Source organism: Pseudomonas koreensis (assembly GCF_025447595.1).
Taxonomy (GTDB): domain Bacteria; phylum Pseudomonadota; class Gammaproteobacteria; order Pseudomonadales; family Pseudomonadaceae; genus Aquipseudomonas; species Aquipseudomonas koreensis_H.
This window is the reverse complement of record NZ_JAOEJU010000019.1, coordinates 100,142-123,847: the sequence shown is the minus strand read 5'-3', so window position 1 is coordinate 123,847 and position 23,706 is coordinate 100,142. Positions and strand designations below refer to the sequence as shown.

Annotated in this window: 22 protein-coding genes; 9 read left to right on the top strand and 13 right to left on the bottom strand. The window is 61.3% G+C overall.

Going from position 1 to position 23,706, the window contains the following annotated elements; translation table 11 throughout:
- Positions 1-1,499 (top strand): BCCT family transporter (locus tag N8H71_RS21310; protein WP_262195574.1); only part of this gene is annotated, 1,499 nt, incomplete at its 5' end.
- Positions 1,500-1,597: 98 nt separating this feature from the next.
- Here the strand turns inward: N8H71_RS21310 and choV are convergent.
- The 3 genes from choV to N8H71_RS21295 all read right to left on the bottom strand — a co-directional run bounded on the left by choV (position 1,598) and on the right by N8H71_RS21295 (position 4,632).
- Positions 1,598-2,776: a choline ABC transporter ATP-binding protein gene (choV, locus tag N8H71_RS21305; protein WP_064380211.1), complete on the bottom strand. Its 1,179-nt coding sequence runs from the start codon at positions 2,774-2,776 to the stop codon at positions 1,598-1,600.
- A complete protein-coding gene (choW, locus tag N8H71_RS21300) occupies positions 2,773-3,618 on the bottom strand; it encodes a choline ABC transporter permease subunit (RefSeq protein ID WP_064380213.1) in 846 nt (281 codons plus the stop codon). The genes choV and choW overlap by 4 nt, the downstream gene beginning before the upstream one ends.
- Positions 3,619-3,684: 66 nt before the next feature.
- Positions 3,685-4,632 (bottom strand): choline ABC transporter substrate-binding protein, encoded by a 948-nt coding sequence (locus tag N8H71_RS21295; protein ID WP_262195573.1) that lies wholly within the window; start codon positions 4,630-4,632, stop codon positions 3,685-3,687.
- A 436-nt stretch (positions 4,633-5,068) separates the two neighbouring features.
- Here N8H71_RS21295 and N8H71_RS21290 point away from each other — a divergent pair, with 436 nt between their 5' ends.
- Both N8H71_RS21290 and N8H71_RS21285 read left to right on the top strand, forming a co-directional pair.
- Entirely contained in the window at positions 5,069-6,445 is a 1,377-nt protein-coding gene (locus tag N8H71_RS21290) for an L-serine ammonia-lyase (protein ID WP_262195572.1), read from the top strand.
- A gap of 524 nt (positions 6,446-6,969) precedes the next feature.
- A complete protein-coding gene (locus N8H71_RS21285) occupies positions 6,970-8,073 on the top strand; it encodes a GlxA family transcriptional regulator (RefSeq protein WP_007959756.1) in 1,104 nt (367 codons plus the stop codon).
- Between the two features lie 75 nt (positions 8,074-8,148).
- On the opposite strand, the gene N8H71_RS21280 is transcribed toward N8H71_RS21285, so the two are convergent.
- The 6 genes from N8H71_RS21280 to choX form a co-directional block, all read right to left on the bottom strand.
- Entirely contained in the window at positions 8,149-8,409 is a 261-nt protein-coding gene (locus N8H71_RS21280; protein ID WP_085688602.1) for a hypothetical protein, read from the bottom strand.
- 358 nt (positions 8,410-8,767) lie between these two features.
- Positions 8,768-9,931 (bottom strand): gamma-butyrobetaine dioxygenase, encoded by a 1,164-nt coding sequence (locus N8H71_RS21275; RefSeq protein ID WP_262195571.1) that lies wholly within the window; start codon positions 9,929-9,931, stop codon positions 8,768-8,770.
- A gap of 24 nt (positions 9,932-9,955) precedes the next feature.
- Entirely contained in the window at positions 9,956-10,432 is a 477-nt protein-coding gene (locus tag N8H71_RS21270; RefSeq protein ID WP_262195570.1) for a thioesterase family protein, read from the bottom strand.
- A gap of 129 nt (positions 10,433-10,561) precedes the next feature.
- On the bottom strand, positions 10,562-11,527 hold the full coding sequence (locus N8H71_RS21265) for an L-carnitine dehydrogenase (RefSeq protein WP_007959763.1): 966 nt from the start codon (positions 11,525-11,527) through the stop codon (positions 10,562-10,564).
- Between the two features lie 141 nt (positions 11,528-11,668).
- The gene (locus N8H71_RS21260) at positions 11,669-12,556 is read right to left on the bottom strand and encodes a 3-keto-5-aminohexanoate cleavage protein (protein ID WP_262195569.1); all 888 of its coding nucleotides are present in this window, start codon (positions 12,554-12,556) and stop codon (positions 11,669-11,671) included.
- A 75-nt stretch (positions 12,557-12,631) separates the two neighbouring features.
- Positions 12,632-13,576, bottom strand: coding sequence for a choline ABC transporter substrate-binding protein (gene choX, locus N8H71_RS21255; RefSeq protein ID WP_007959767.1), 945 nt, complete (start codon positions 13,574-13,576; stop codon positions 12,632-12,634).
- Between the two features lie 192 nt (positions 13,577-13,768).
- Between choX and N8H71_RS21250 the strand changes: the two genes are divergently transcribed.
- The gene (locus tag N8H71_RS21250; RefSeq protein WP_085688589.1) at positions 13,769-14,713 is read left to right on the top strand and encodes a GlxA family transcriptional regulator; all 945 of its coding nucleotides are present in this window, start codon (positions 13,769-13,771) and stop codon (positions 14,711-14,713) included.
- A 140-nt stretch (positions 14,714-14,853) separates the two neighbouring features.
- On the opposite strand, the gene N8H71_RS21245 is transcribed toward N8H71_RS21250, so the two are convergent.
- From N8H71_RS21245 to N8H71_RS21230, 4 genes are all read right to left on the bottom strand, one after another.
- Positions 14,854-15,270, bottom strand: a complete 417-nt coding sequence (locus tag N8H71_RS21245; RefSeq protein WP_262195568.1) for a DUF3010 family protein — start codon at positions 15,268-15,270, stop codon at positions 14,854-14,856.
- 32 nt (positions 15,271-15,302) lie between these two features.
- On the bottom strand, positions 15,303-15,626 hold the full coding sequence (locus N8H71_RS21240) for a helix-turn-helix domain-containing protein (RefSeq protein ID WP_262195567.1): 324 nt from the start codon (positions 15,624-15,626) through the stop codon (positions 15,303-15,305).
- Entirely contained in the window at positions 15,610-15,864 is a 255-nt protein-coding gene (locus N8H71_RS21235) for a type II toxin-antitoxin system RelE family toxin (protein ID WP_262195566.1), read from the bottom strand. The genes N8H71_RS21240 and N8H71_RS21235 overlap by 17 nt, the downstream gene beginning before the upstream one ends.
- A 212-nt stretch (positions 15,865-16,076) precedes the next feature.
- On the bottom strand, positions 16,077-16,478 hold the full coding sequence (locus tag N8H71_RS21230) for a lysozyme inhibitor LprI family protein (RefSeq protein ID WP_262195565.1): 402 nt from the start codon (positions 16,476-16,478) through the stop codon (positions 16,077-16,079).
- A gap of 234 nt (positions 16,479-16,712) precedes the next feature.
- Between N8H71_RS21230 and N8H71_RS21225 the strand changes: the two genes are divergently transcribed.
- The 5 genes from N8H71_RS21225 (at position 16,713) to N8H71_RS21205 (ending at position 23,699) form a co-directional block, all read left to right on the top strand.
- Positions 16,713-17,690, top strand: coding sequence for a dipeptidase (locus N8H71_RS21225; RefSeq protein WP_262195564.1), 978 nt, complete (start codon positions 16,713-16,715; stop codon positions 17,688-17,690).
- A gap of 77 nt (positions 17,691-17,767) precedes the next feature.
- Positions 17,768-18,298 carry a DUF5943 domain-containing protein gene (locus tag N8H71_RS21220; RefSeq protein WP_007959778.1) on the top strand — a complete coding sequence of 177 codons (531 nt, stop codon included), beginning with the start codon at positions 17,768-17,770 and terminating at the stop codon, positions 18,296-18,298.
- Between the two features lie 15 nt (positions 18,299-18,313).
- A complete protein-coding gene (gene dgcA, locus N8H71_RS21215) occupies positions 18,314-20,374 on the top strand; it encodes a dimethylglycine demethylation protein DgcA (protein ID WP_085688582.1) in 2,061 nt (686 codons plus the stop codon).
- 155 nt (positions 20,375-20,529) lie between these two features.
- The gene (gene dgcB / locus N8H71_RS21210) at positions 20,530-22,479 is read left to right on the top strand and encodes a dimethylglycine demethylation protein DgcB (protein WP_085697778.1); all 1,950 of its coding nucleotides are present in this window, start codon (positions 20,530-20,532) and stop codon (positions 22,477-22,479) included.
- Entirely contained in the window at positions 22,479-23,699 is a 1,221-nt protein-coding gene (locus N8H71_RS21205; RefSeq protein ID WP_262195563.1) for an electron transfer flavoprotein subunit alpha/FixB family protein, read from the top strand. Before dgcB ends, N8H71_RS21205 begins: the two co-directional genes overlap by 1 nt.
- Positions 23,700-23,706 lie beyond the last annotated feature (7 nt).

Here is a 23,706-nt window from a genome sequence, read left to right as displayed (position 1 = left end):
TTGCTTACCGTCACAACCAGCCCCTGGCGCTGCGTTCGGCGCTGTACCCGCTGGCAGGTGAGCGCTGGGTCAAGGGCGCGGCCGGTCACGCGGTAGACGGCTTCGGCATGTTCGTGACCCTGCTGGGTCTGGTGACCAACCTGGGGATCGGCTCGCTGCAAGTGTCTTCGGGCCTGGAAAACCTGTTCGGCATGGAGCACAGCAACACCAACCTGCTGATCGTGATCATCGTGATGAGCACCGTGGCGACCATCGCTGCCGTGTCCGGTGTGGAAAACGGCATCCGTCGTCTGTCCAACCTCAACATCATTCTGTTCAGCGGCCTGCTGATTTTCGTCCTGCTGTTCGGCCCGACCCTGCACCTGCTCAACGGCTTCGTGCAGAACATCGGCGACTATCTCAACGGCGTGGTGCTGAAGACTTTCGACCTGTACGTCTATGAAGGCGACGGCGAGAAGTCCGACCGCTGGCTGGGCCTGTGGACTCTGTTCTACTGGGCATGGTGGATTTCCTGGGCCCCGTTCGTCGGCATGTTCATCGCGCGTATTTCCCGTGGTCGTACCGTGCGTGAACTGGTGGCTGGCGTGCTGCTGATTCCGCTGGGTTTCACCCTGGCGTGGCTGTCGATCTTCGGTAACTCGGCGCTGGATCTGGTGATGAACCACGGCGCGGTGGAACTCGGCAAGACGGCGCTGGAACAGCCGTCGATGGCGATCTATCAGTTGCTGGAACACTACCCGGCGTCGAAAGTCGTGATCGGCGTGTCGATCTTCGTCGGTTTCGTGCTGTTCCTTACTCCGGCCGACTCTGGCGCGGTAATGATGGCGAACTTGTCCTGCAAGGGCGGCAACGTCGACGAAGACGCCCCGCACTGGCTGCGGATCTTCTGGTCGGTCGTGATCACGCTGGTGACCATCGGCCTGCTGTTCGCCGGTAACTTCGAAGCCATGCAAACCATGGTGGTGCTGGCCGGTCTGCCGTTCTCGGTGGTGCTGGTGTTCTTCATGTTCGGCCTGCACAAGGCAATGCGCCAGGACACGCAGATCGAACAGGAGCAAGCGCAACTGGCCGAACGCGGTCGTCGTGGTTTCAGCGAGCGTCTGACTCAGCTGGATCTGCAACCGAGCCAATCGGTGGTTCAGCGCTTCATGGATAAACACGTCAGCCCGGCGCTGGAAGATGCCGCTGCGCAAATGCGTGCACAGGGTCTGGAAGTGCAGACGCTGCTGGGCAAGTCCAAGCGCTGCATGGGTGTGCGGATCGAAATGGAAGAGGGTAACCCTTTTGTCTACGAAGTGAGCCTGGACGGCTACCTGGCCACTCCGAGCGAGTCGGTTCAGTCCGATGAAGCGCGCCAGCGTTTCTACCGCGCCGAGGTGTACCTGCACAACGGCAGCCAGGACTACGACCTGATGGGTTTCACACAGGATCAGATCACGCGCGATGTGCTCGATCAGTTTGAAAGCCATCGGCAGCTCCTTGGCCGTGTCTATAGCTGAGTTGTGATTCAAGATCGTTCCCACGCAGAGCGTGGGAAAGATCATCACGCAAACAAAAACGCCGCGATCCTCTCGCGGCGTTTTTGTGTCTGCTCTCTTTATCCCAGGTTCTTGCCGAGCAGTGCGTGGTACAGCTCGCTGTCCCCAAGAATCCCCACCACATGGTTGTTGTCGTGGAGCACCAGTTTGTTGCCGGTCTGGTAACGGATCTGCAACGCATCGCGCATGCCGATGTTCGAGTCCACCAGCGTCGGTTTGCGCTCCAGCCCTTCCACGGCTTGCCCCGGTGCCCAGTTCTGCAGGTTCAGCACCGAACCGTTCTGCCGCGCGCCCTTGATGGTGTTGCCTTCAGCCAGGTCCAGCCACGAATCGCCGCCCGGATCGAGGCATACCGAACCGTTGATGCGTTTGCAGTTGTCCAGGGTGCGCATCAGGCTGCGACCGCAGAGCACGTTCAGCGGGTTGGTGTGGGCGACGAAGGTGCGCACGTAATCGTCCGCAGGATTGAGCACGATCTCTTCCGGCACGCTGTACTGGATGATCCGGCCGTCTTTCATGATCGCGATGCGGCTACCGAGTTTCAGCGCCTCGTCGAGGTCGTGACTCACGAACACGATGGTCTTGCTCAGCTTGCGTTGCAGTTCCAGCAGTTCATCCTGCAGACCCTGACGGATCAGCGGGTCGAGGGCCGAGAACGGTTCGTCCATCAGCAGAATGTCGGCGTCCATCGCCAGCGCACGCGCCAGGCCAACACGCTGCTGCATGCCGCCGGACAGTTCGTTGGGTTTCTTGTTGCGCCACTGGGTCAGGCCCACCAGCTCGAGCTTGTCGTCCACCAGTTTGCGGCGTTCTTTTTCAGGACGGCCCTGCATTTCCAGACCAAAGCTGATGTTCTCGCGAACGGTCAGCCAGGGCATCAGGGCGAACTTCTGGAACACCATCGCAATGCGCTTGGTGCGCATCATTTTCAGCTCGGCCGGGGAGCAGGAGGCGATGTCGATCTGCTTGCCTTCGTGTTCGACGAACAGCTTGCCGCGGCTCACGGTGTTGAGGCCGTTGATGCAGCGCAGCAGGCTTGATTTACCGGAGCCGGAGAGGCCCATCAGTACACAGATTTCGCCTTTCTCGATATCCAGACTGGCTTTTTCAACGCCGACAATCTGCCCGGTCTTTTTCAGGATCTCGTTACGGGTCATGCCCTGATCCAGCAGCTTGAGTGCTTCGCGTGGATCCCTGGCGAAGATAACGTCAACGTTATCGAAGCGAATAATGCTCATGCGTCACCCCCTACTTTTGCGTCGGGTTGTTTGCAGATACGGTCGAGCATGATCGCCAGCAGTACGATCGCCAGGCCCGCTTCGAAGCCCAGGGCGATATCAGCAGTGTTCAGTGCGTTGACCACCGGTTTGCCGAGTCCGTCGGCGCCCACCAGTGCCGCGATCACCACCATCGACAGCGACAGCATGATGCACTGGGTGATGCCGGCCGCGATGCTCGGCATGGCGTGGGGCAGTTCGATCCGTGAGAGCAGTTGGCGACGCGAGCAGCCGAAGGCCTTGCCGGCGTCCATCAGTTCTTCCGGGACATCGCGGATGCCCAGGTAGGTCAGGCGGATCGGCGCAGCGATGGCGAACACCACCGTGGAGATCAGGCCCGGCACCACGCCCAGCCCGAAGAGGGTCAGGGTAGGAATGAGGTAAACGAAGGTCGGTACGGTCTGCATCAGATCGAGCACCGGCCTCATCAAAGTGTAGAACATCGGTTTGTGCGCGGCGACGATGCCCAGCGGCACGCCGATGACCACGCAGACCAGGGTCGCGAACATGACCTGGGCAAGGGTTTCCATGGTTTCCTGCCAGTACCCCAGGTTGAGGATCAGCAGGAAGGAGGCGACCACGAACGCGGTCAGGCCCCATTTGCGTTGAATGAAGTGGGCCAGCAGGGCGATGAGGCCGATCAGCACCAGCGGGTTGAACCAGGTCAGCGCAAACGTCACGCCGTGGATCATCGTTTCCAGGGTCACGGCGATTGCGTCGAAGGTGTTGGCGCCGTGTTGCGTCAACCATTCAACGAAGCCCGCGATGTACTGGCCTAAAGGGATTTTCTGATCAATCAGCATGGTAGTGAACGTCCGCATGCAAGGAAATAAACAGCCCGGACGGCCGGAGCCGTCCGGCATAAGCGATTACTGATTCAGCTTGGCTTTCACGGCCTCCAGGCCAGGTTTACCGTCAGTGGTGGTCACGCCAGCGAGCCAGGTATCGAGCACTTGTGGATTCTTTTTCAGCCAGGCCTTGGCGGCCGCGTCAGGCTTCATCTTGTCGTCCAGGATGTTGCCCATGAGTTCACTTTCCATGTCGACGGTGAACTCCAGGTTTTTCAGCAGTTGGCCAACGTTGCTGCATTCCTCGGCGTAGCCCTTGCGGGTGTTGGTCGCCACGGTGGCGGCGCCGAAATCCGGGCCGAAGAAATCGTCACCACCGGTCAGGTACTGAATCTTGAAGCGCTTGTTCATCGGGTGCGGCGCCCAGCCGAGGAACACCACAGCGGTGTCGCGTTTCTGTGCGCGGTCGACCTGCGACAGCATGCCCGCTTCGCTGGATTCGACGACCTTGAAACCGGCGTCCTTCAGGCCGAAAGCGTTCTTGTCGATCATGCTCTGGATCAGGCGGTTGCCGTCGTTGCCCGGCTCGATCCCGTAGATCTTGCCGTCGAGTTCTTTCTTGAATTTGGCGATGTCGGCGAAGTCGTGCAGACCCTTGTCATACAAGGCTTGCGGAACGGCGAGGGTGTACTTGGCGCCCTTGAGGTTGGTGCGCACGGTTTCTACGGTGCCGGCGTCGCGGTAGGCCTTGATGTCGTTTTCCATGGTCGGCATCCAGTTGCCGAGGAACACGTCCATGTTCTTGCCGTCGGCCAGCGACTTGTAGGTCACGGGTACGGAAATCATGGTGGTCTTGGTCTTGTAGCCGAGGGCCTGGAGCACGACGGAGGTGGTGGCGGTTGTTGCGGTGATGTCGGTCCAGCCGACATCGGAGAAGTTCACGGTACTGCACTGCGCCGGTTCTGCGGCTTGAGCCAGCAATGGCAGACTCAGCATGGCGGCCAACAACAACGACGGGGAACCTTTCATGAATGGGGACTCCTTGGTGTTTTTTTTGGCAGTGTTCCGATTGGACCACCGCACTTATGGGTTGCGGTTGGATGGCGTTCTGGAGACAGCTCTACCGCAGCGCCTTGCAATCGAGTCGATACGATCATGTACCAGTGAAAATCTGACGCCTACAGGGTGCGTCGTATCCAGTACAGGGATGGTCGCATCCAGTGTCAGTGACGTCGTTTACAGCTTTTTTCTGCCCTGTCTGGCCATCTGAACCGCATAAAAACGGCGAAAACACGGGCTGAAACCGGCACGGCGTTTGTGGGCATGAGTACGTCGGTGTCAGACGCCGAACGACCCGGGAAAAGCCCGATGATGCGGGCATTCCGGCGGATCGCAGCTTGAGCGTAGCAGCTCCGCCAGCGGGCGCTTCACGCCCCGGACCGGCACTCTCAGGAGCTCTGCAGCAATGGCTATCAGTGTTTTCGACCTGTTCAAAATCGGCATCGGCCCTTCCAGTTCCCACACCGTCGGGCCCATGCGCGCCGCCGCCCTGTTTGTCGAGTCATTGCGCGACAAATACCTACTGGAGCAGGTGCGTCGCATCGAAGTGCAGTTGTTCGGTTCGCTGTCGGCCACCGGTGTCGGTCACGGCAGCGACAACGCGGTGATCATGGGCCTGATGGGCGAGTGGCCGGACGCGATCGACCCGTCGCAGATCGGCCCGCGGATCCAGGCCCTGCGCGAAACCCACACGCTGTTGCTCGACGGTCGTTTGTCGGTGCCCTTTATATGGGGGCGCGACATGCGCCTGATCGACGAGAATCTGCCGTTCCATCCCAATGCCATGACCCTGGTTGCCGAAGGCGATCACGGCGAGCTGCATCGCGACACCTACTATTCGGTCGGCGGCGGTTTTGTGGTGGACGAGGCGCAGGCCTCCAGCGGCGTGGTGGATCTGGATCGCACCGAGTTGCCTTACGACTTTTCCAGCGCGGTGGAGCTGCTGGAGCTGTGCAAGACCCACAACCTGCGCGTGGCCGAATTGATGATGGCCAACGAGAAGGTCTGGCGCAGCGAAGAAGAAATCCGCGCCGGCCTGATGAAACTCTGGCGGGCGATGCAGGACTGCGTCGAGCAGGGCCTCAAGCACGAAGGCATCTTGCCCGGCGGCCTCAACGTGCGCCGCCGCGCGGCGAAGTTGCACCGCAGTCTTCAGGAACTGAACAAGCCCAACGTGATCGGCTCGACCCTCAGCGCCATGGAGTGGGTCAACCTGTTCGCCCTAGCGGTGAACGAGGAAAACGCCGCCGGTGGGCGCATGGTCACGGCGCCCACCAATGGAGCGGCGGGGATCATTCCGGCGGTGCTGCATTACTTCATGAAATTCAGCGAGGCAGTAACCGACGCCAACGTGGTCGACTACTTCCTCGGAGCGGCGGCGGTGGGGATTCTGTGCAAGAAGAACGCCTCGATCTCCGGCGCTGAAGTCGGCTGTCAGGGTGAGGTCGGTTCGGCCTGTGCGATGGCGGCGGCCGGCCTGGCCGAAGTGCTCGGCGCCACGCCGGAGCAACTGTGCAACGCGGCGGAAATTGGCCTGGAACATAACCTCGGCCTGACCTGCGATCCGGTGGGTGGCCTGGTGCAAGTGCCGTGCATCGAGCGCAATGCGATTGCGGCGGTGAAGGCGATCAACGCGGCGCAGATGGCCTTGCGCGGTGATGGTCAGCACTTTATTTCGCTGGACCGGGTGATCCGCACCATGCGTGATACCGGCGCCGACATGCATGACAAATATAAAGAGACTTCACGGGGCGGGTTGGCGGTCAGCGCGGTGGAGTGCTGATTCCGAGTTGCCTCCTATCGCCAGCAGGCTGGCTCCCACACAGGATTTGCGGCGTTCGCAAAAACTGTGGGAGCCAACCTGCTGGCGATGAAGCCGGACCAGTCAAAACTGCGCGTTAAGTGCGCACCGGAATCAAAACGCGCCACCTTTTGGCGCGTCGCTATCAGATAAGAGTCTTTCCCACCTCCAGCGCCTGATTCGCAGGCGCTACCGTCCGTCACCCGTGCCTGCGGTGACACTGTCGGACAATCGCGCGCAGGCCAGTTCCCACAAGTGCTACCGATTTGCTCACACGCTTCGGAGCAGGGCATTCGCGGCCGCTGATGGCACTTCGAATTACCTTTCGTCGGAGCGCTTGTATAGACGCGTCGCGACGTCGTTTTCAGGAGTTATTGAACGGCCATTCAAATTTAGGCATGGCAATTGCTCTGTCATAACAAAGCCCGTCTCACGCAAGAGAACGATGGCGATAACAAGAGCCTCCGCCTGAGGCCATCACCCGCTTTGTGTGAGGAGATACCGCGATGACGTCGTTCAACTCCGGGGCTCAACCCCAGAACCGTGCGCCTCAATCCATCGGCTTTCTGCTGCTGGACAATTTCACGCTGATTTCCCTGGCTTCCGCAGTCGAACCGCTGCGTATGGCCAACCAGTTGTCCGGTCGCGAGCTGTATCGCTGGACCACCCTCACCGTTGATGGCGGCCAGGTCTGGGCCAGTGACGGTCTGCAGATCACCCCCGACGCCTCCATGCACAAAGCCCCGGCCCTCGACACCATCATCGTGTGCGGCGGGATCGGCATTCAACGCACCGTTACCCGTGAACACGTCTCGTGGCTGCAAAGCCAGGCGCGTCAGTCTCGCCGCCTCGGTGCCGTGTGCACCGGCAGCTGGGCACTGGCCTGCGCCGGCCTGCTTGACGGCTTCGATTGCAGCGTGCACTGGGAATGTCTGGCGGCGATGCAGGAAGCTTTCCCGCGCGTCGCGATGAGCACCCGTCTGTTCACCCTCGACCGTAACCGTTTCACCAGCTCAGGCGGCACCGCGCCGCTGGACATGATGCTGCATCTGATCAGCCGCGATCACGGCCGTGAACTGTCCGCCGCGATTTCCGAGATGTTCGTCTACGAACGCATCCGTAACGAGCAGGATCACCAGCGCGTTCCGCTCAAGCATATGCTCGGTACCAACCAGCCGAAACTGCAGGAAATCGTCGCGCTGATGGAGGCCAACCTCGAAGAGCCGATCGACCTCGACGAACTGGCGGTGTACGTCGCCGTGTCCCGTCGCCAGCTCGAGCGCCTGTTCCAGAAATACCTGCACTGTTCGCCATCGCGCTACTACCTCAAGCTGCGTCTGATCCGCGCGCGACAACTGCTGAAGCAGACGCCGATGTCGATCATCGAAGTGGCGTCGGTCTGCGGGTTCGTGTCGACGCCGCACTTCTCCAAGTGCTACCGCGAATACTTCGGCATTCCGCCGCGCGACGAGCGCGTCGGCTCCAACACCACCCAACAGGTGGCGATGATGCCGCTGCCGCAAGCCATCGTGATGTCGCCGCTGTCCGGGCCGATGTCGGCACTCAGTCAGGCGCGCAACGAGTCGACTTTCGCCAGCGTGCGCCTCTAAAACGAAAGATCGCAGCCTGCGACAGCTCCTTCAGGGAAGGCACTGTCGCAGGCTGCGATCTTTTTTTGTCAGGTATCAGGCGCGGGTTTGCTGATACTGAGCCAGTGCCGGCAGCAACTGCTTGTCGATGGCTTCGCGCACGATCGGCTGAATACTCGCGCTGCTGGTGTACATCTGCTTGACCATGGTGCGCAGCGTGTTGGCCCGCACATCGTCCAGACCCCGCACCGCGCACTCGCAGGCCTGCTGGGCGGTGGAGCCCGACGGTACTTCGAATCCCAACGACTTGAGCTGGCCCAACAGGTCTTCCTGATCGATCAAATCGGCATACATCATGACGCGAATCCTTCTTTGGCAACGGAGGTCGTGGCTCGATTCTGGTAGGCATGCCCAGGCACGGCAAGGGCGATTTGTCGCAGTGTCCACATTGGCTATGAGCATGTCGTTTTCGGCTAACTTGCCGGCCAGGGGAGTGGGCACACTGGCTTCAGCTCGCTTCACGAAGGTTTGGTCACCCTCGCCACGGCAGCTCCTCAACAGTACCCTCGCCCCGATCCTGTCACGGCTTGTATCGGGGCTTTTTTTGCCTGTTTGCCAGGTAAATCGAGGTGCATTCATCGCCAGCAGGCTGGCTCCCACGTTGAAATGCGCTCTTTGTGGGAGCCAGCCTGCTGGCGATAAACGATGATGCGGTCTAGCGCTGCAACACCAGAATTCGCGACAGCAATTCGTCCCGGTCGATATAGCAGCCCTGAAAATGCCGGGCCCCGGTGGACGGGTCGAATGCATTGCGCGCATGCAGGGTGCGGCGGTTGTCGAAGCACCACAGCTCGCCCGGATTGAGCCGCTGCATCAGCCGGAAACGCGGCTCGCGGGTCATGGCGATGAAGCGTCGGTAAGCGCGATACAGCAGCGGCATCTGTTCCACGGACGTGTCGAACGCGCCGCGCAGAAAGTTGGCCATGCGGATTTCTGCGACACGGCCCAACGCATCCAGGGCGATGACCGGCGCCAGGCAGCGATAGTCGCTGTGGCGGTCCTTGTTGCGAAACTCCACCGGGATCTCGCATAGCGCCTGGAATGACGCGGGGTATTCCTGACGCAACGCTTCGGCAATCGCAAAACCGTCGACGAAAATGCTTTCGCCACCCTCGGCGTCGTTCACCAGGCAATGCAGAAATTGCAGCCCGGGTTGCAGCTCGCGGGTCGGCAGGTCCGTGTGCAACGGCAGGTTGAAAGCGGTGTAGGCATTGCTGTCGGCGTCTGCCTTGGATTGCACGTTGAAAAGCACGCCGAAGTTGCTCTCGCGGATGAACGAAATTCGCTGGGCGATCAGCTTCAGCGAGCCGGGCTCGGTGGGTACGCCGCGCACCTGGGTCAGGCCGATATCGCGTACCGCCAGCAACCATTGCAGCAGTGCGGCGTTGTCGTTCATCAGGGCTGAATAGTCGAACACTGGCAACTGCAAATCGCTGCGCCACAAAAAGGGTTTCGGCTTGGCAGCGAGGCGTTCGGAGCGGGATTCGTCGTCGTAGGCGTGGGCCCGCAGCCAGCCTGCATCGAAGCGGCTGAGGTGGCCGTCCTGCCAGTCGATGCGCAGGCAGCCATCGGTGTCGATATGCGCGGCGGAGGGCGACAGATCCTGCGCCGCATCGACGATCTCGAACACCTGCTCGCGGGTGACGCTGTAGACGCAGTGCGGACACGGGCAGTTGTCCCGCAACCACACATGGTGAAACGGGCTGACACGCCCGTCGGCCCATTCGATCAGGACGCGATCCGCCAGGTTCTGCACGCCGTTCAGCGCGCTGATCAACGGATAAGTACGGAAATCGGCAACTGCGGCGGCGGTGTGCATGGCGGCTCCTTGCGATGGATGAATTTACCGGGCTGGGGGCAGGGCGATGACCCGGCCGATGTAAGCAGGCGCGGGCAGATCGGCCTGCTCGGCAACAATGGCTTGCAGGCGGCCCAGGGTGTCCGGGGTAAACGGCGCGGAGCGCGGCCCGGCGAGGTCGACGTGCAGCAGCATCTGTTCGTTGCCGGCCAGTTCCTTGTCACCGCCGGCCAGATGCAGGCTGTGATAGAGGTGCAGGCGTTTCTGGTCATGGCCGATGATCTGCGTGCGCACTTCGACTTCGGCGTCGAGTTTTACCTCGTGCAGGTAGTTGAGGTGCAGTTCGAGGGTGAACAGCGAGTGGCCGCTGGCTTCGCGGTTGTTGCTGTCCATGCCGAGGTGATCCATCAGGGCGTCGGTGGCGTAGCTGAAGATCAGCAGGTAGAAGGCGTCGCGCAGGTGGCCGTTGTAGTCGACCCAGTCGGGGATGATTCTGGTTTGGTAGGTGGTGAGGGTGGGCATGGTATCTGTTCCGACATTGATGTTGTCTGGGCTGCCGTCTTCGCGAGCAAGCTCGCTCCCACAGTTGAAATGCAGTCCCCTGTGGGAGCGAGCTTGCTCGCGAAGAGGCCGGAATTGCTGGCGCGAGGATTACTCGCTGAAACTCATCCCATGCTTCTCTTTGGTGGTCTTCACCGCCTCAAGCACCGCCAGCAAGCAATCATCACGATAGCGCTCCAGCGCCGAAATACTGTGCCGGCCCAGTTGATCGCTGGTGCCGTCCACCACATCGTCGATCAACTTGTCGGTCAGTTCCGGTGCCGGCAGGTACGTCCACGGCAACTGCAACGCCGGGCCGAACTGCGACATGAAGTGGCGCATGCCGGCATCGCCACCGGCCAGGGTGTAAGTCAAGAACGTGCCCATGAACGACCAGCGCAGCCCCGCGCCAAAGCGGATCGCATCGTCGATTTCACCGGTGGTCGCCACGCCGTCGTTGACCAGATGCAGCGCCTCACGCCACAGCGCTTCGAGCAGGCGGTCGGCGATGAATCCCGGCACTTCCTTGCGCACATGCAGCGGGCGCATGCCGAGGGATTCGTAGACTTTCATCGCTGCTTGAACCGCTTCCGGCGCGGTGTTTTTGCCGCCGACCACTTCCACCAATGGCAGCAGGTAAACCGGGTTGAACGGGTGACCGACCACGCAGCGTTCCGGGTGGGTCGAGCTCTCGTAGAACTCGCTCGGCAACAGACCCGAGGTGCTGGAACCGATCAACGCATTCGGCTTGGCCGCTGCACTGATTTTGCTGTGCAGCTCCAGTTTCAGTTCGAGGCGTTCCGGGGCGCTTTCCTGGATGAAATCCGCATCGCGCACGCACTCTTCAATGGTCGCCACAAAGCGCAGGCGATCCTGCGAGGCGCCCGGCGCCAGACCGTTTTTCTCCAGCGCGCCCCAGGCATTGGCCACGCGTTTGCGCAGCGCCGCTTCGGCACCCGGCGCCGGATCCCAGGCCACCACGTCGAGGCCGTGGGCGAGGGCACGGGCGACCCAGCCGCTGCCGATGACGCCGCTGCCCAGTGCTGCGAAGGTTTTGATTTCGGTGATAAAGCTCATGGTGATTTCCTAGGAAAATTCGGTGATTCCCTGTGGGAGCGAGCTTGCTCGCGAATGCGGCGGCACTGCTGATGAAGATGCTTCGGATGTACCGGCCTCTTCGCGAGCAGGCTCGCTCCCACAGGGTTTGATGTGTGGCCGTCAGCCGCGCTGGGTCAGGCCCATTTTCTTGCGACCTTCAGCCGGGGTCAGCACGCGGGCGCCGAGGCGGCTGAGGATTTCGGTGGCGCGTTCGACCAGTTGGCCGTTGGTCGCCAGCACGCCTTTGTCCAGCCACAGGTTGTCTTCCAGGCCGACCCGTACGTTGCCGCCGAGCAGCACCGCTTGTGCGGCCATCGGCATTTGCATCCGGCCGATGCCGAACCCGGCCCACACCGCGTCGGCGGGCAGGTTGTCGACCATGGCTTTCATGGTGGTGGTGTCGGCCGGCGCGCCCCACGGGATGCCCAGGCACAGCTGGAACAGCGGATTGTCGAGCAGGCCTTCCTTGATCATCTGTTTGGCGAACCACAGGTGACCGGTGTCGAAAATCTCCATCTCCGCTTTCACGCCCAGCTCGGTGATGCGCTTGGCGCCGGCGCGCAACTGTGCCGGGGTGGAAACATAAATGGTGTCGCCGTCGCCGAAGTTCAGGGTGCCGCAATCCAGCGTGCAGATTTCCGGCAGCAGTTCTTCGACGTGGGCCAGGCGTGTCAGCGGGCCGACCAGATCGGTGTTGGGGCCGAACTCCATCGGGTTCTCACCCGGGCCGATTTCCAGGTCGCCGCCCATGCCGGCAGTGAGGTTGACGATGATGTCGACGTCGGCTTCGCGGATGCGCTCCATGACTTCGCGGTACAGCGCCACGTCACGGCTGAACTTGCCGGTCTGCGGGTCACGAACGTGGCAGTGCACGACCGTGGCGCCGGCCTTGGCCGCTTCTACTGCGGCAGCGGCGATCTGTTTAGGAGTGACCGGCACGTGAGGGCTCTTGGCGGTCGTGTCGCCAGCACCGGTGAGTGCGCAGGTGATGATGACGTCGTGGTTCATGGTGCGTTTTCCTTCAGGCGTGATGGGTCTGTTCGCAGCCCGTGGCGGGCTGCGAAGTGGTTCGTTCGTTGCGGTTTATTTGCTGGTGAGCTGGAGGTTTTCAGCCGCCGGTTTGCCATCGAAAGTGGTGACGCCTTCGAGCCAGCGCTGTTTGTCCTGCGGGTGATCCTTGAGCCATTGTTTGGCCGATTCGAAAGCATCCTTGTGATCGAGCAGCGGCTGCATCATCCGGCTCTCGTCTTCGGCGGTGAACGTCAGGTTGCTCAGCAGGCGGCTGACGTTCGGGCATTGTTCGGCGTATTTCGGCGCGGTGACGGTCCACACGGTGGCCATGCCTTCGTTCGGGCCGAGGGCGTCGTCGCTGCCGGTCAGATAGGTCATCTGTACGTTGACGTTCATCGGGTGCGGCGCCCAGCCGAAGAACACCACGGCTTCCTTGCGGCGCACGGCGCGATCGACGGCGGCGAGCATGCCGGCCTCGCTCGACTCCACGAGCTGGAACTTGCCGAGGCCGAACTGGTTCTTGGCGATCATCGCCTTGATCTGGGTGTTGGCGCCCGAGCCTGGCTCGATGCCGTAGATCTTGCCACCCAGTTCTTTCTCGAACTTGGCGATGTCGGCGAAGGTTTTCAAACCCTTGTCCGCCAGATAGGTCGGCACGGCGAGAGTGGCGCGGGCGTCCTTGAGGCTTGGCGCTTCAAGCACCTTGACCTGATTGGCGTCGACAAACGGGGTGATGGTCTGAGTCATCAGCGGGTTCCAGTAGCCGAGGAACAGATCCAGGCGCTGGTCGCGGATGCCGGCGAAGACGATTTGCTGAGAGGCGCTGGTCTGTTTGGTGCTGTAGCCGAGGCCGTCGAGCAGAACCTGAGCCATCGCACTGGTGGCGATCACGTCGGTCCAGTTCACCACGCCCATGCGCACGTTCTGACACGATGCGGAATCGGCCGCCATGACACTGGCGCTTAAAAACGCGGTACCGCTGAGTGCGAGAACACAGCTGCTGATCAGTCGTTTCATGTCGGGTTCCTCGGCAGGTCGTTATTGTGGGTTCCGGTGTCTGTCGCGCCGGTGATGCCAAATTACGCAGCTGCACGCCCTTGAAAGCGCACTGCGGCGACCAGCTCTTGCACTGCAGCGACCTGTGCTCTTGAATGCCGCCGACAACTGGCGTATCAACGTTGCACGCTACCCGCTGACCGAGTGCGCGCCATGTCCCAGGATTTCTACTTTCTGTTGATGCCGGGTTTTTCCGCCATCGGTTTCATCTCCGCGATCGAACCGCTGCGGGTGGCCAACCGCTTTCGCGGCGAGCTGTACCGCTGGCACGTCTTGAGTGCCGATGGCGGGGCGGTGCTGGCGAGCAACGGGATGTCGGTCAACGCCGATGCGGCGCTGGAGCCGCTGAAGAAAGGTGCGACGTTGTTGGTGGTCGCCGGCTTCGAACCACTGAAGTTCGCCACCCCGGCGCTGGAGCACTGGCTGCGTCGACTGGACAACGAAGGCGTGACCCTCGGCGCCATCGACACCGGCAGCTTCGTCCTCGCCGAGGCGGGCCTGCTCGATGGCCATCGTCTGACCCTGCACTGGGAAGCCATCGACGCCTTCAAGGAATCTTATCCACAGCTCAGCGTCACCCAGGAGCTGTTCGAGATCGACCGCCGACGCATCACTTCTGCCGGCGGCACCGCGTCCATCGACCTGATGCTCGACCTGATCGCCCAGGCCCACGGCCCGCAACTGGCGATTCAGGTCAGCGAGCAGTTTGTATTGGGGCGGATTCGTCCACGCAAAGACCACCAGCGCATGGAAGTCGCCACGCGCTACGGCATCAGCAACAAGAAGCTGGTGCATGTGATCGGCGAAATGGAACAGCACAGCGAACCACCGCTGACCACCCTGGAACTGGCGGAGTCGATCAAGGTGACGCGGCGGCAACTGGAGCGGTTGTTCCGTCTGCACCTGAACGACACGCCGAGCAATTTCTATCTGCGCTTAAGACTGGAAAAGGCCCGGCAGCTGTTGCGCCAGACCGACATGAGCGTGCTGGAAGTCAGCATCGCCTGCGGGTTTGAATCACCGTCGTATTTCACCCGCAGCTACCGGGCGAAGTTTGCCCGGTGTCCGCGGGAAGATCGGCGTACTGCTCAGGCTTGATTTTGAGGCCAGAAAAAGAACCTGTGGGGGAGCGAGCTTGCTCGCGAATGCGGCGGGTCATACATCAAATATGTCGACTGATACTCCCTCTTCGCGAGCAAGCTCGCTCCCACAGTGGTTTGTGTTGGCTGGATAAATTCCTACTTCTTCAATAGCGCCGCGCAGGCGGTTTTGTAAGCCTCATGCTGATATTTGTTCAGCGTCCCCGGCAACTCAAAGTTGTGCTTCTTGGCCTGGGCATTGATCGTCTGCGGCGACAGCAGCGTCACCTCGCAACCGTCCAGCAACTGAAACACGCCCTCGATCTTGAACGTGGTCGGCCCGCCGGCAAACTCGCCCTTCTTGCTGCGCTTCTTGATCGCGATGCGATCAATGGAGTTCTCGCGCACGAACGACGCCACCTGAGCCGCGAACAGCTTCACGTTGGCCGCCTCGTCGTCATCATCCAGCGCGATTTTCTTGGTGCTCAGAGCGACATGGCTCAGCACCGAACCGTCGAGGGACGCCACGGCGATGATTGCTTCACTGCCTTTGATTTCGATACCGCAGATGTTCATGTGAATCCCTTGATTAGCTGAAGAGGTGCAGCTTACAGCTCAAGCTGGTTGGCGGTGATACCAAACGCCGCTGCAATCTTCTCGCGAGTAGCCTTGCGCGGCTTTGCAACGGTTTCCTGCTGGGCGAAGGCCGGCTGCGAAATGCCCATGCGTTTCGCCACTTCTTCCTGAGTCAGGTTGAGATGTTCGCGCCAGGCCCTGATCGGAGTTGCCCCGTCGACAATGCGACTGACCACCTCATGGGGAATCAGGTCAGGCGCCATTTTCTGCGCGACATATTGCGCGTACGGAATGACTACGAAAGCGGGTTTTCCCTCGGAATCATTGATGATTTGGATGTCAGTAAGTGCGTTCATCGCGTTTTTTTACCTCTTGGATACTGACCACTTTGATCGCGCCATCCCAGTCGAACATGACTCGGTAACTACCGACGCGCAGCCGATAGGCGTAGTCATGACCAACCAGTGCTTTCACATTGCCCACATCAGGCATATCAGCGAGCACCGTGATGGCATCTCTGACCTGACACTGATGAGCGGAATGCAATTTCAGGAGTTGCTTAACGGCCTTTCGAGTCCAGTGGATGCTGTTCATGGCAGAGTATAAGTCTTTTATAAGATTTGCGAATCTTTGCTTATATTCTTCAGGTGGCCAATAAACAAAACTTGACGCTATGTTTCATGGAAAGCCCCGAGAACAGAGGCTTCAGAGAGGATTTGTGGGGCAGATCTGAACGCTTTGTGGGAAAAGGTTCTTTTGCATCAGAAAGCTGAAAATACTTCCAGCTCTCTCCGGTGAATAAGCGATTACTCCTGCCCAATCGACTCCAAAAACTCCGACCGCTCGTCACTCATCCGCGCCACGCAGTCATTCTGCGCAATCTTGAACGCCTTGCTGCCGTCCGTCGCCGGGAAGGCTTCCACGGCGCAGTCGGCGTCGCGGGTTTTCAGCCATTGTTGCTGAGCGGCCTTGATTTTGGCGGTGATGTCGGCCAGTTGCGCCGAGTTCTTGCCGTAGGTGGTCTGCATGCGCTCGTTGAGGCTGGCGTAGTTGTCCTTGAGCAGGTCCTCGGCGGTGGTGCGGCTGTAGGTCGAGCATTCCAGGGTCTGGATGTCGTTTTCCACCGCGTCGCACGGGTTGTTGTCGGACTCTTCGGCGGCGTGTACGCCGGTCGCAATCAGGGCCAGGGCCAGGAAGATCGATTTCATTGATGTCGCCGCTCTAATCCAGTGGTGTTTCCGGGATGCGGCAGATTCTGGCTCAAGCTCGCGGGCTTGAACAGGTGGCCGGTCGGACCGGTTGGCGACCCTTTGTCGCGGATTGACGCTTTCGGCAATTCCCCTGTCGTTTTTGCACCCGGCTGGTCGCGCACCGAGGCATATGCTGGCCCCAAAGCGCCGGCAGACGATTCGGCGCATGAATCGCCAATAAGGGGACGCCTGATGAGCCCAGCCGAATTACACGCCGACAGCATCGTTATCGACGGTCTGATCATTGCCAAATGGAACCGCGAGCTGTTCGAAGACATGCGCAAGGGCGGTCTGACGGCGGCCAACTGCACCGTGTCGGTGTGGGAGGGCTTTCAGGCCACGGTCAACAACATCGCCGCCAGCCAGAAACTGATTCGTGAAAACAGCGATCTGGTGATCCCCGTCCGCACCACCACCGACATCCGCAAGGCCAAGGAGCAGGGCAAGACCGGCATCCTCTTCGGCTTCCAGAACGCCCATGCGTTCGAAGACCAGATCGGCTATGTCGAGGTGTTCAAGCAGCTCGGCGTCGGCATCGTGCAGATGTGCTACAACACCCAGAACCTGGTGGGCACCGGTTGCTACGAACGTGACGGCGGCCTGTCGGGTTTCGGTCGCGAAATCGTCGCCGAGATGAACCGTGTCGGCGTCATGTGCGACCTGTCCCACGTCGGTTCCAAGACCTCCGAGGAAGTTATCCTCGAATCGAAAAAACCGGTCTGCTATTCCCACTGCCTGCCGTCGGGGCTGAAAGAGCACCCGCGCAACAAGTCCGATGAAGAGCTGAAATTCATCGCCGACCACGGCGGTTTCGTCGGCGTGACCATGTTCGCGCCGTTCCTCGCCAAGGGCATCGATTCGACCATCGACGACTACGCCGAAGCCATCGAATACACCATGAACATCGTCGGCGAAGACGCCATCGGCATCGGCACCGACTTCACCCAGGGTCACGGTCAGGACTTCTTCGAATACCTGACCCACGACAAGGGCTATGCCCGCCGTCTGACCAACTTCGGCAAGATCATCAACCCGCTGGGCATCCGCACCGTCGGCGAGTTCCCGAACCTGACCGAAACCCTGCTCAAGCGCGGCCACTCCGAACGAGTCGTGCGCAAGATCATGGGTGAAAACTGGGTGAACGTCCTGAAAGACGTCTGGGGCGAGTAAGCCGCCGCTTCCCGAATACTTTCCCCCGGCCGTCCGCGTCGGGGGCAACACCAAAATTTTTCTGGAGTTAAGTTTCCATGGCCAAGATCGCCCCGCAATTGCCAATCGAAGTCGACAGCGAGACCGGTGTCTGGACCTCCGACGCTCTGCCGATGCTGTACGTGCCACGGCATTTCTTCGTCAACAACCACATGGGCATCGAGGAAGTGCTGGGCGCCGACGCCTATGCCGAAATCCTCTACAAGGCCGGCTATAAATCCGCCTGGCACTGGTGTGAAAAAGAAGCCGAGTGCCACGGCCTGGAAGGCGTCGCGGTGTTCGAGCACTACATGAAGCGCCTGTCGCAGCGCGGCTGGGGCCTGTTCAAGATCCAGGACATCGACCTCGACAAAGGCACCTGCAGCGTCAAGCTCGAGCACTCGGCGTTCGTCTACGTCTACGGCAAGGTCGGGCGCAAAGTCGATTACATGTTCACCGGCTGGTTTGCCGGTGCCATGGACCAGATCCTCGCCGCTCGCGGCAGCAAGATCCGCACCGTGGCCGAGCAGGTTTACGGTGGCTCCGAAGAAGGCCACGACGACGGCCTGTTCACCGTCAAGCCGTTGTAAGTCGAGGAACCCGCCATGGCTTTCGAAGCAATGTTCCAGCCAATTCAAATTGGCAAACTGACCATCCGCAACCGCGTGCTAAGCACCGCGCACGCCGAGGTCTACGCGACCGACGGCGGCATGACCACCGAACGGTACGTCAAATATTACGAAGAGAAAGCCAAGGGCGGCATCGGCCTGGCGATCTGTGGCGGTTCGTCCGTGGTGGCGATCGACAGCCCGCAGCAATGGTGGAGTTCGGTGAACCTGTCCACCGACCGGATCATCCCGCACTTCCAGAACCTCGCCGACGCCATGCACAAGCACGGCGCCAAGATCATGATCCAGATTACCCACATGGGCCGTCGCTCCCGTTGGGACGGTTTCCACTGGCCGACCCTGATGTCGCCGTCGGGCATCCGTGAACCGGTGCACCGCGCTACCTGTAAAACGATTGAGCCGGAAGAAATCTGGCGGGTGATCGGCAACTATGCGCAAGCCGCGCGCCGCGCCAAGGCCGGTGGCCTGGACGGCGTCGAACTGTCGGCCGTGCACCAGCACATGATCGACCAGTTCTGGAGCCCGCGCGTCAACAAGCGGACCGACGAATGGGGCGGCACCTTTGAAGGCCGGATGAAGTTCGGTCTGGAAGTTCTGAAAGCCGTGCGCGCCGAAGTAGGTGACGACTTCTGCGTCGGCATGCGCATCTGCGGTGACGAATTCCACCCGGACGGTCTGTCCCACGAAGACATGAAGCAGATCGCCAAGTATTACGACGACACCGGCATGCTCGATTTCATCGGCGTCGTCGGCTCGGGTTGCGACACCCACAACACCCTGGCCAACGTGATTCCGAACATGAGTTATCCGCCGGAGCCGTTCCTGCACCTGGCGGCCGGGATCAAGGAAGTGGTCAAGGTTCCGGTGCTGCACGCACAGAACATCAAGGACCCGAACCAGGCCACGCGGATTCTGGAAGGCGGTTACGTCGACATGGTCGGCATGACCCGCGCCCACATCGCTGACCCGCACCTGATCGCCAAGATCAAGATGGGCCAGGTCGACCAGATCAAACAGTGCGTCGGCGCCAACTACTGCATCGACCGCCAGTATCAGGGGCTGGACGTGCTGTGCATCCAGAACGCCGCGACCTCCCGTGAATACATGGGCGTGCCGCACATCATCGAGAAATCCACCGGGCCGAAACGCAAGGTGGTAATCGTCGGTGCCGGCCCGGCGGGGATGGAAGCTGCCCGTGTGGCAGCCGAACGTGGCCACGACGTGACCCTGTTCGAGAAGAAAGAATTTATTGGCGGGCAGATCACCACGGCTTCGAAAGCACCGCAGCGTGACCAGATTGCCGGCATCACCCGCTGGTTCCAGCTGGAACTGGCGCGGTTGAAAGTCGACTTGCGCCTGGGCACTGCAGCGGACGCCGACACCATCATGGACCTGCGTCCGGACATCGTGGTGCTGGCCGTTGGCGGTCATCCGTACCTGGAGCAGAACGAGCACTGGGGTGCCGCCGAAGGGCTGGTGGTCAGCAGCTGGGACGTGCTCGACGGCAAGGTTGCGCCGGGCAAGAACGTGCTGGTCTACGACACCATTTGCGAGTTCACCGGGATGTCGGTGGCCGACTTCCTCGCCGACAAGGGCAGCCAGGTCGAGATTGTCACCGACGACATCAAACCGGGCGTGGCCATCGGCGGTACGTCGTTCCCGACCTACTACCGCAGCATGTACCCGAAAGAAGTGATCATGACCGGCGACATGATGCTGGAGAAGGTCTACCGCGAAGGCGACAAACTCGTCGCCGTGCTGGAGAACGAATACACCGGCGCCAAAGAGGAGCGGGTGGTGGATCAGGTGGTCGTCGAGAACGGCGTGCGCCCGGACGAAGAAATCTACTACGCCCTCAAGGACGGCTCGCGCAACAAGGGCCAGATCGATGTCGAGGCGCTGTTCGCGATCCAGCCGCAACCTTCGCTGAGCAGCAATGGCGACGGTTACCTGCTGTTCCGCATCGGTGACTGCGTGGCGCAGCGTAATACCCACGCTGCGATCTATGACGCCCTGCGGTTGTGCAAAGACTTCTAAAGGTTTGCACATGACCCTGTGGGAGCGGGCTTGCCCGCGAATGCATTCTGTCAGTCACTGCTGCATCGACTGACCCGGCGCTTTCGCGAGCAAGCTCGCTCCCACAGGAACACGCCGAACGTGTTTCTCCAGGCTGTACTGGTGGGAGCTTCACCATGTTGAACACCCTTCTTCCAATCCTGTTGTTCGCAGCCCTGGCCCTCGCGGTGCTGGGTGCGTTGCGGCGGGTGGCCATGTGGCGTCGGGGCCGGGCCTCGAAGGTCGATCTGATCGGCGGCCTGTTCGCCATGCCCAAGCGTTACATGGTCGATCTGCACCACGTGGTGGCGCGGGACAAATACATCGCCAACACCCACGTCGCCACGGCGGGCGGTGCGGTGGCGTCGATCGTGCTGGCGATTCTGGTGCACGGTTTCGGCCTGCATAACCGCATTCTTGGCTACGCGTTGCTGCTGATGACGGCGGTGATGTTCGTCGGGGCGATCTTCGTTTATCGACGTCGCCTCAACCCGCCGTCGCGGCTGTCGAAAGGCCCGTGGATGCGCTTGCCGAAAAGCCTGCTGGCGTTCTCGGCCTCGTTCTTCCTGGTGACCTTGCCGGTGGCCGGAATCCTGCCGGAGAACTTCGGCGGCTGGGTGCTGGCGGCGATTCTCGGGGTTGGTGTGCTGTGGGGCGTATCGGAACTGTTCTTCGGCATGACCTGGGGCGGCCCGATGAAACACGCCTTCGCCGGTGCGTTGCACCTGGCCTGGCACCGTCGCGCCGAACGTTTTGGTGGTGGTCGTTCCACCGGTTTGAAACCGCTGGATCTGAATGATCCGACGGCGCCGCTGGGCGTGGAAAAACCCAAGGATTTCACCTGGAACCAGTTGCTCGGTTTCGACGCCTGCGTGCAGTGCGGCAAGTGCGAAGCCGCGTGCCCGGCGTTCGCCGCCGGCCAGCCGCTGAACCCGAAAAAACTGATTCAGGACATGGTCGTCGGCCTCGCCGGCGGCACCGATGCGCAATTCGCCGGTAGCCCATATCCGGGCAAACCGGTGGGCGAACACAGCGGCAATCCGCATCAACCGATCGTCAATGGTCTGGTGGATGCCGAAACCCTTTGGTCGTGCACCACGTGCCGCGCCTGCGTCGAGGAATGCCCGATGATGATCGAGCACGTCGATGCCATCGTCGACATGCGCCGTCATCTGACCCTGGAAAAAGGCGCGACCCCGAACAAGGGCGCCGAAGTCCTGGAAAACCTGATTGCCACCGACAACCCCGGCGGTTTCGCCCCGGGCGGGCGGATGAACTGGGCGGCGGACCTGAACCTCAATCTGCTCAGCGAGAAGAAGTCCACCGACGTGCTGTTCTGGGTCGGCGACGGCGCCTTCGACATGCGCAACCAGCGCACTCTGCGCGCCTTCGTCAAAGTGCTGAAAGCGGCCAAGGTCGACTTTGCGGTGCTCGGTCTGGAAGAACGCGACAGCGGCGACGTGGCCCGCCGTCTTGGCGACGAAGCGACTTTCCAACTGCTCGCCAAACGCAATATCCAGACCCTGGCCAAATACAGCTTCAACCGCATCGTCACCTGTGATCCGCACAGCTTCCACGTGCTGAAAAACGAGTACGGCGCGTTCGACGGCAACTACCTTGTGCAGCATCACAGCACTTATCTGGCGGAAATCATCCAGGCCGGCGCGCTGAACCTCGGTCAGCACAAAGGCAACAGCGTGACCTATCACGATCCGTGCTACCTCGGTCGCTACAACGGCGAGTACGAGGCGCCGCGCGAAGTGCTGCGTGCCCTTGGCATCGAGATCAAGGAAATGCAACGTTCCGGCTTCCGTTCACGCTGCTGCGGCGGCGGTGGCGGGGCGCCGATCACCGATATTCCGGGCAAGCAGCGGATCCCCGACATGCGCATGGAAGACATCCGCGAGACCGGCGCCGAGCTGGTGGCCGTGGGCTGTCCACAGTGCACGGCGATGCTCGAAGGCGTGGTCGAACCGCGTCCGCTGATCAAGGACATCGCCGAACTGGTGGCCGACGCGCTGCTCGAAGACGCCGCGCCGAACAAGCCTGCCACTCCGGCCAAACGTGAACCTGCGGAGGCCCACTGATGAGCGACATTATCCGCCGCGACCCCCGCGCTGAATGGATCGCACGCAACCGACTGCACCCGCTGCACGCGGCCATGCAACCGGCGCAACACAGCTGGATGGGCCCGAACGGGATCATCCGCAAGAACCTGCATGGCATCGGCTTCATCGGGCCGAACGGCATCAAGCGCATTGACCGCAGCGGCGCCCAGCAGGGCGGGGCGGTCAAACGCTCGGCAGCGGTCGAAGTGCAATTGCCGCTGCATCAGGTGCCGGCCCCTGCGTTCTACATCAGCGTGGTGCCGGACATGGTCGGCGGCCGTTTGAGCAGCCACGACCGTGATTTGCTCGGCCTGGCCCATCAACTGGCCGGCAGCGACGGTGCGGTGCTGGCCGTGGTGTTTGGTGAGCACAAGGAAATCGCTTTCGCCACGGCGGGCGTTGATCGCTTGCTGGTGCTGGAGGGCGAAGAATTCAGCGGTTATGCACCGGAGCAACGTATCCAGGGCCTGCGGGCTGTGGATAACCAGTTCAACCCGCGTCACTGGCTGCTGCCGGACAGCCGCAGCGGTGGCGGCGAACTCGGTCGGCGCTTTGCTGCCGCACTGGGCGAGCGCCCGGCGACACGGGTGTGGCAGGTCAAGGATCAGGAATGCATCGGTCGCGCCGGTGCGGGGTTGCAGGATCTTGCCCGCCCGGTGGCGCGTCTGATTCTGGCGTCCGCCGAATGTGCCGAGCCGGTCAGCGAAACCCGTCATGAAGCGCTGGCGGTGGAGTTATCCACACCTGTCGCGCGCAGCCTGTCGCGGATCGAGGATCTGGGCGCGGTGGCGGTGGACCCGGCGGCGATTCCGATGGCCGAAGCCGAGTTCATCTTCTCCGGCGGCAACGGGGTCAAGGACTGGGAGCTTTTCCACAGGACTGCCGCGGCACTCGGCGCCACCGAAGGCGCTTCGCGGGTGGCGGTGGACGACGGCTTCATGGCCCGCGACCGTCAGGTCGGCGCGTCTGGCACCTGGGTTACCGCGCGGGTTTACGTGGCCGTGGGGATTTCCGGGGCGATCCAGCACCTGCAAGGTATCGGTGCCTGCGACAAGGTGGTGGCGATCAACCTCGATCCGGGCTGCGACATGATCAAGCGTGCCGACCTGTCGGTGATCGGCGAAAGCGCAGAAATTCTCCAGGCCTTGATCGCGGCGGTAGAGGCCTACCGCAACGAAGCCAAGCGCGATGCGGCTTAAGGAACGG

Excerpts from the sequence above, each read along its gene's own strand:
- choV (WP_064380211.1), bottom strand. The coding sequence starts at position 2,776 with ATGAGCATTATTCGCTTCGATAACGTTGACGTTATCTTCGCCAGGGAT.
- choW (WP_064380213.1), bottom strand. The coding sequence starts at position 3,618 with ATGCTGATTGATCAGAAAATCCCTTTAGGCCAGTACATCGCGGGCTTC.
- N8H71_RS21295 (WP_262195573.1), bottom strand. The coding sequence starts at position 4,632 with ATGAAAGGTTCCCCGTCGTTGTTGTTGGCCGCCATGCTGAGTCTGCCA.
- N8H71_RS21290 (WP_262195572.1), top strand. The coding sequence starts at position 5,069 with ATGGCTATCAGTGTTTTCGACCTGTTCAAAATCGGCATCGGCCCTTCC.
- N8H71_RS21285 (WP_007959756.1), top strand. The coding sequence starts at position 6,970 with ATGACGTCGTTCAACTCCGGGGCTCAACCCCAGAACCGTGCGCCTCAA.
- N8H71_RS21280 (WP_085688602.1), bottom strand. The coding sequence starts at position 8,409 with ATGATGTATGCCGATTTGATCGATCAGGAAGACCTGTTGGGCCAGCTC.
- N8H71_RS21275 (WP_262195571.1), bottom strand. The coding sequence starts at position 9,931 with ATGCACACCGCCGCCGCAGTTGCCGATTTCCGTACTTATCCGTTGATC.
- N8H71_RS21270 (WP_262195570.1), bottom strand. The coding sequence starts at position 10,432 with ATGCCCACCCTCACCACCTACCAAACCAGAATCATCCCCGACTGGGTC.
- N8H71_RS21265 (WP_007959763.1), bottom strand. The coding sequence starts at position 11,527 with ATGAGCTTTATCACCGAAATCAAAACCTTCGCAGCACTGGGCAGCGGC.
- N8H71_RS21260 (WP_262195569.1), bottom strand. The coding sequence starts at position 12,556 with ATGAACCACGACGTCATCATCACCTGCGCACTCACCGGTGCTGGCGAC.
- choX (WP_007959767.1), bottom strand. The coding sequence starts at position 13,576 with ATGAAACGACTGATCAGCAGCTGTGTTCTCGCACTCAGCGGTACCGCG.
- N8H71_RS21250 (WP_085688589.1), top strand. The coding sequence starts at position 13,769 with ATGTCCCAGGATTTCTACTTTCTGTTGATGCCGGGTTTTTCCGCCATC.
- N8H71_RS21245 (WP_262195568.1), bottom strand. The coding sequence starts at position 15,270 with ATGAACATCTGCGGTATCGAAATCAAAGGCAGTGAAGCAATCATCGCC.
- N8H71_RS21240 (WP_262195567.1), bottom strand. The coding sequence starts at position 15,626 with ATGAACGCACTTACTGACATCCAAATCATCAATGATTCCGAGGGAAAA.
- N8H71_RS21235 (WP_262195566.1), bottom strand. The coding sequence starts at position 15,864 with ATGAACAGCATCCACTGGACTCGAAAGGCCGTTAAGCAACTCCTGAAA.
- N8H71_RS21230 (WP_262195565.1), bottom strand. The coding sequence starts at position 16,478 with ATGAAATCGATCTTCCTGGCCCTGGCCCTGATTGCGACCGGCGTACAC.
- N8H71_RS21225 (WP_262195564.1), top strand. The coding sequence starts at position 16,713 with ATGAGCCCAGCCGAATTACACGCCGACAGCATCGTTATCGACGGTCTG.
- N8H71_RS21220 (WP_007959778.1), top strand. The coding sequence starts at position 17,768 with ATGGCCAAGATCGCCCCGCAATTGCCAATCGAAGTCGACAGCGAGACC.
- dgcA (WP_085688582.1), top strand. The coding sequence starts at position 18,314 with ATGGCTTTCGAAGCAATGTTCCAGCCAATTCAAATTGGCAAACTGACC.
- dgcB (WP_085697778.1), top strand. The coding sequence starts at position 20,530 with ATGTTGAACACCCTTCTTCCAATCCTGTTGTTCGCAGCCCTGGCCCTC.
- N8H71_RS21205 (WP_262195563.1), top strand. The coding sequence starts at position 22,479 with ATGAGCGACATTATCCGCCGCGACCCCCGCGCTGAATGGATCGCACGC.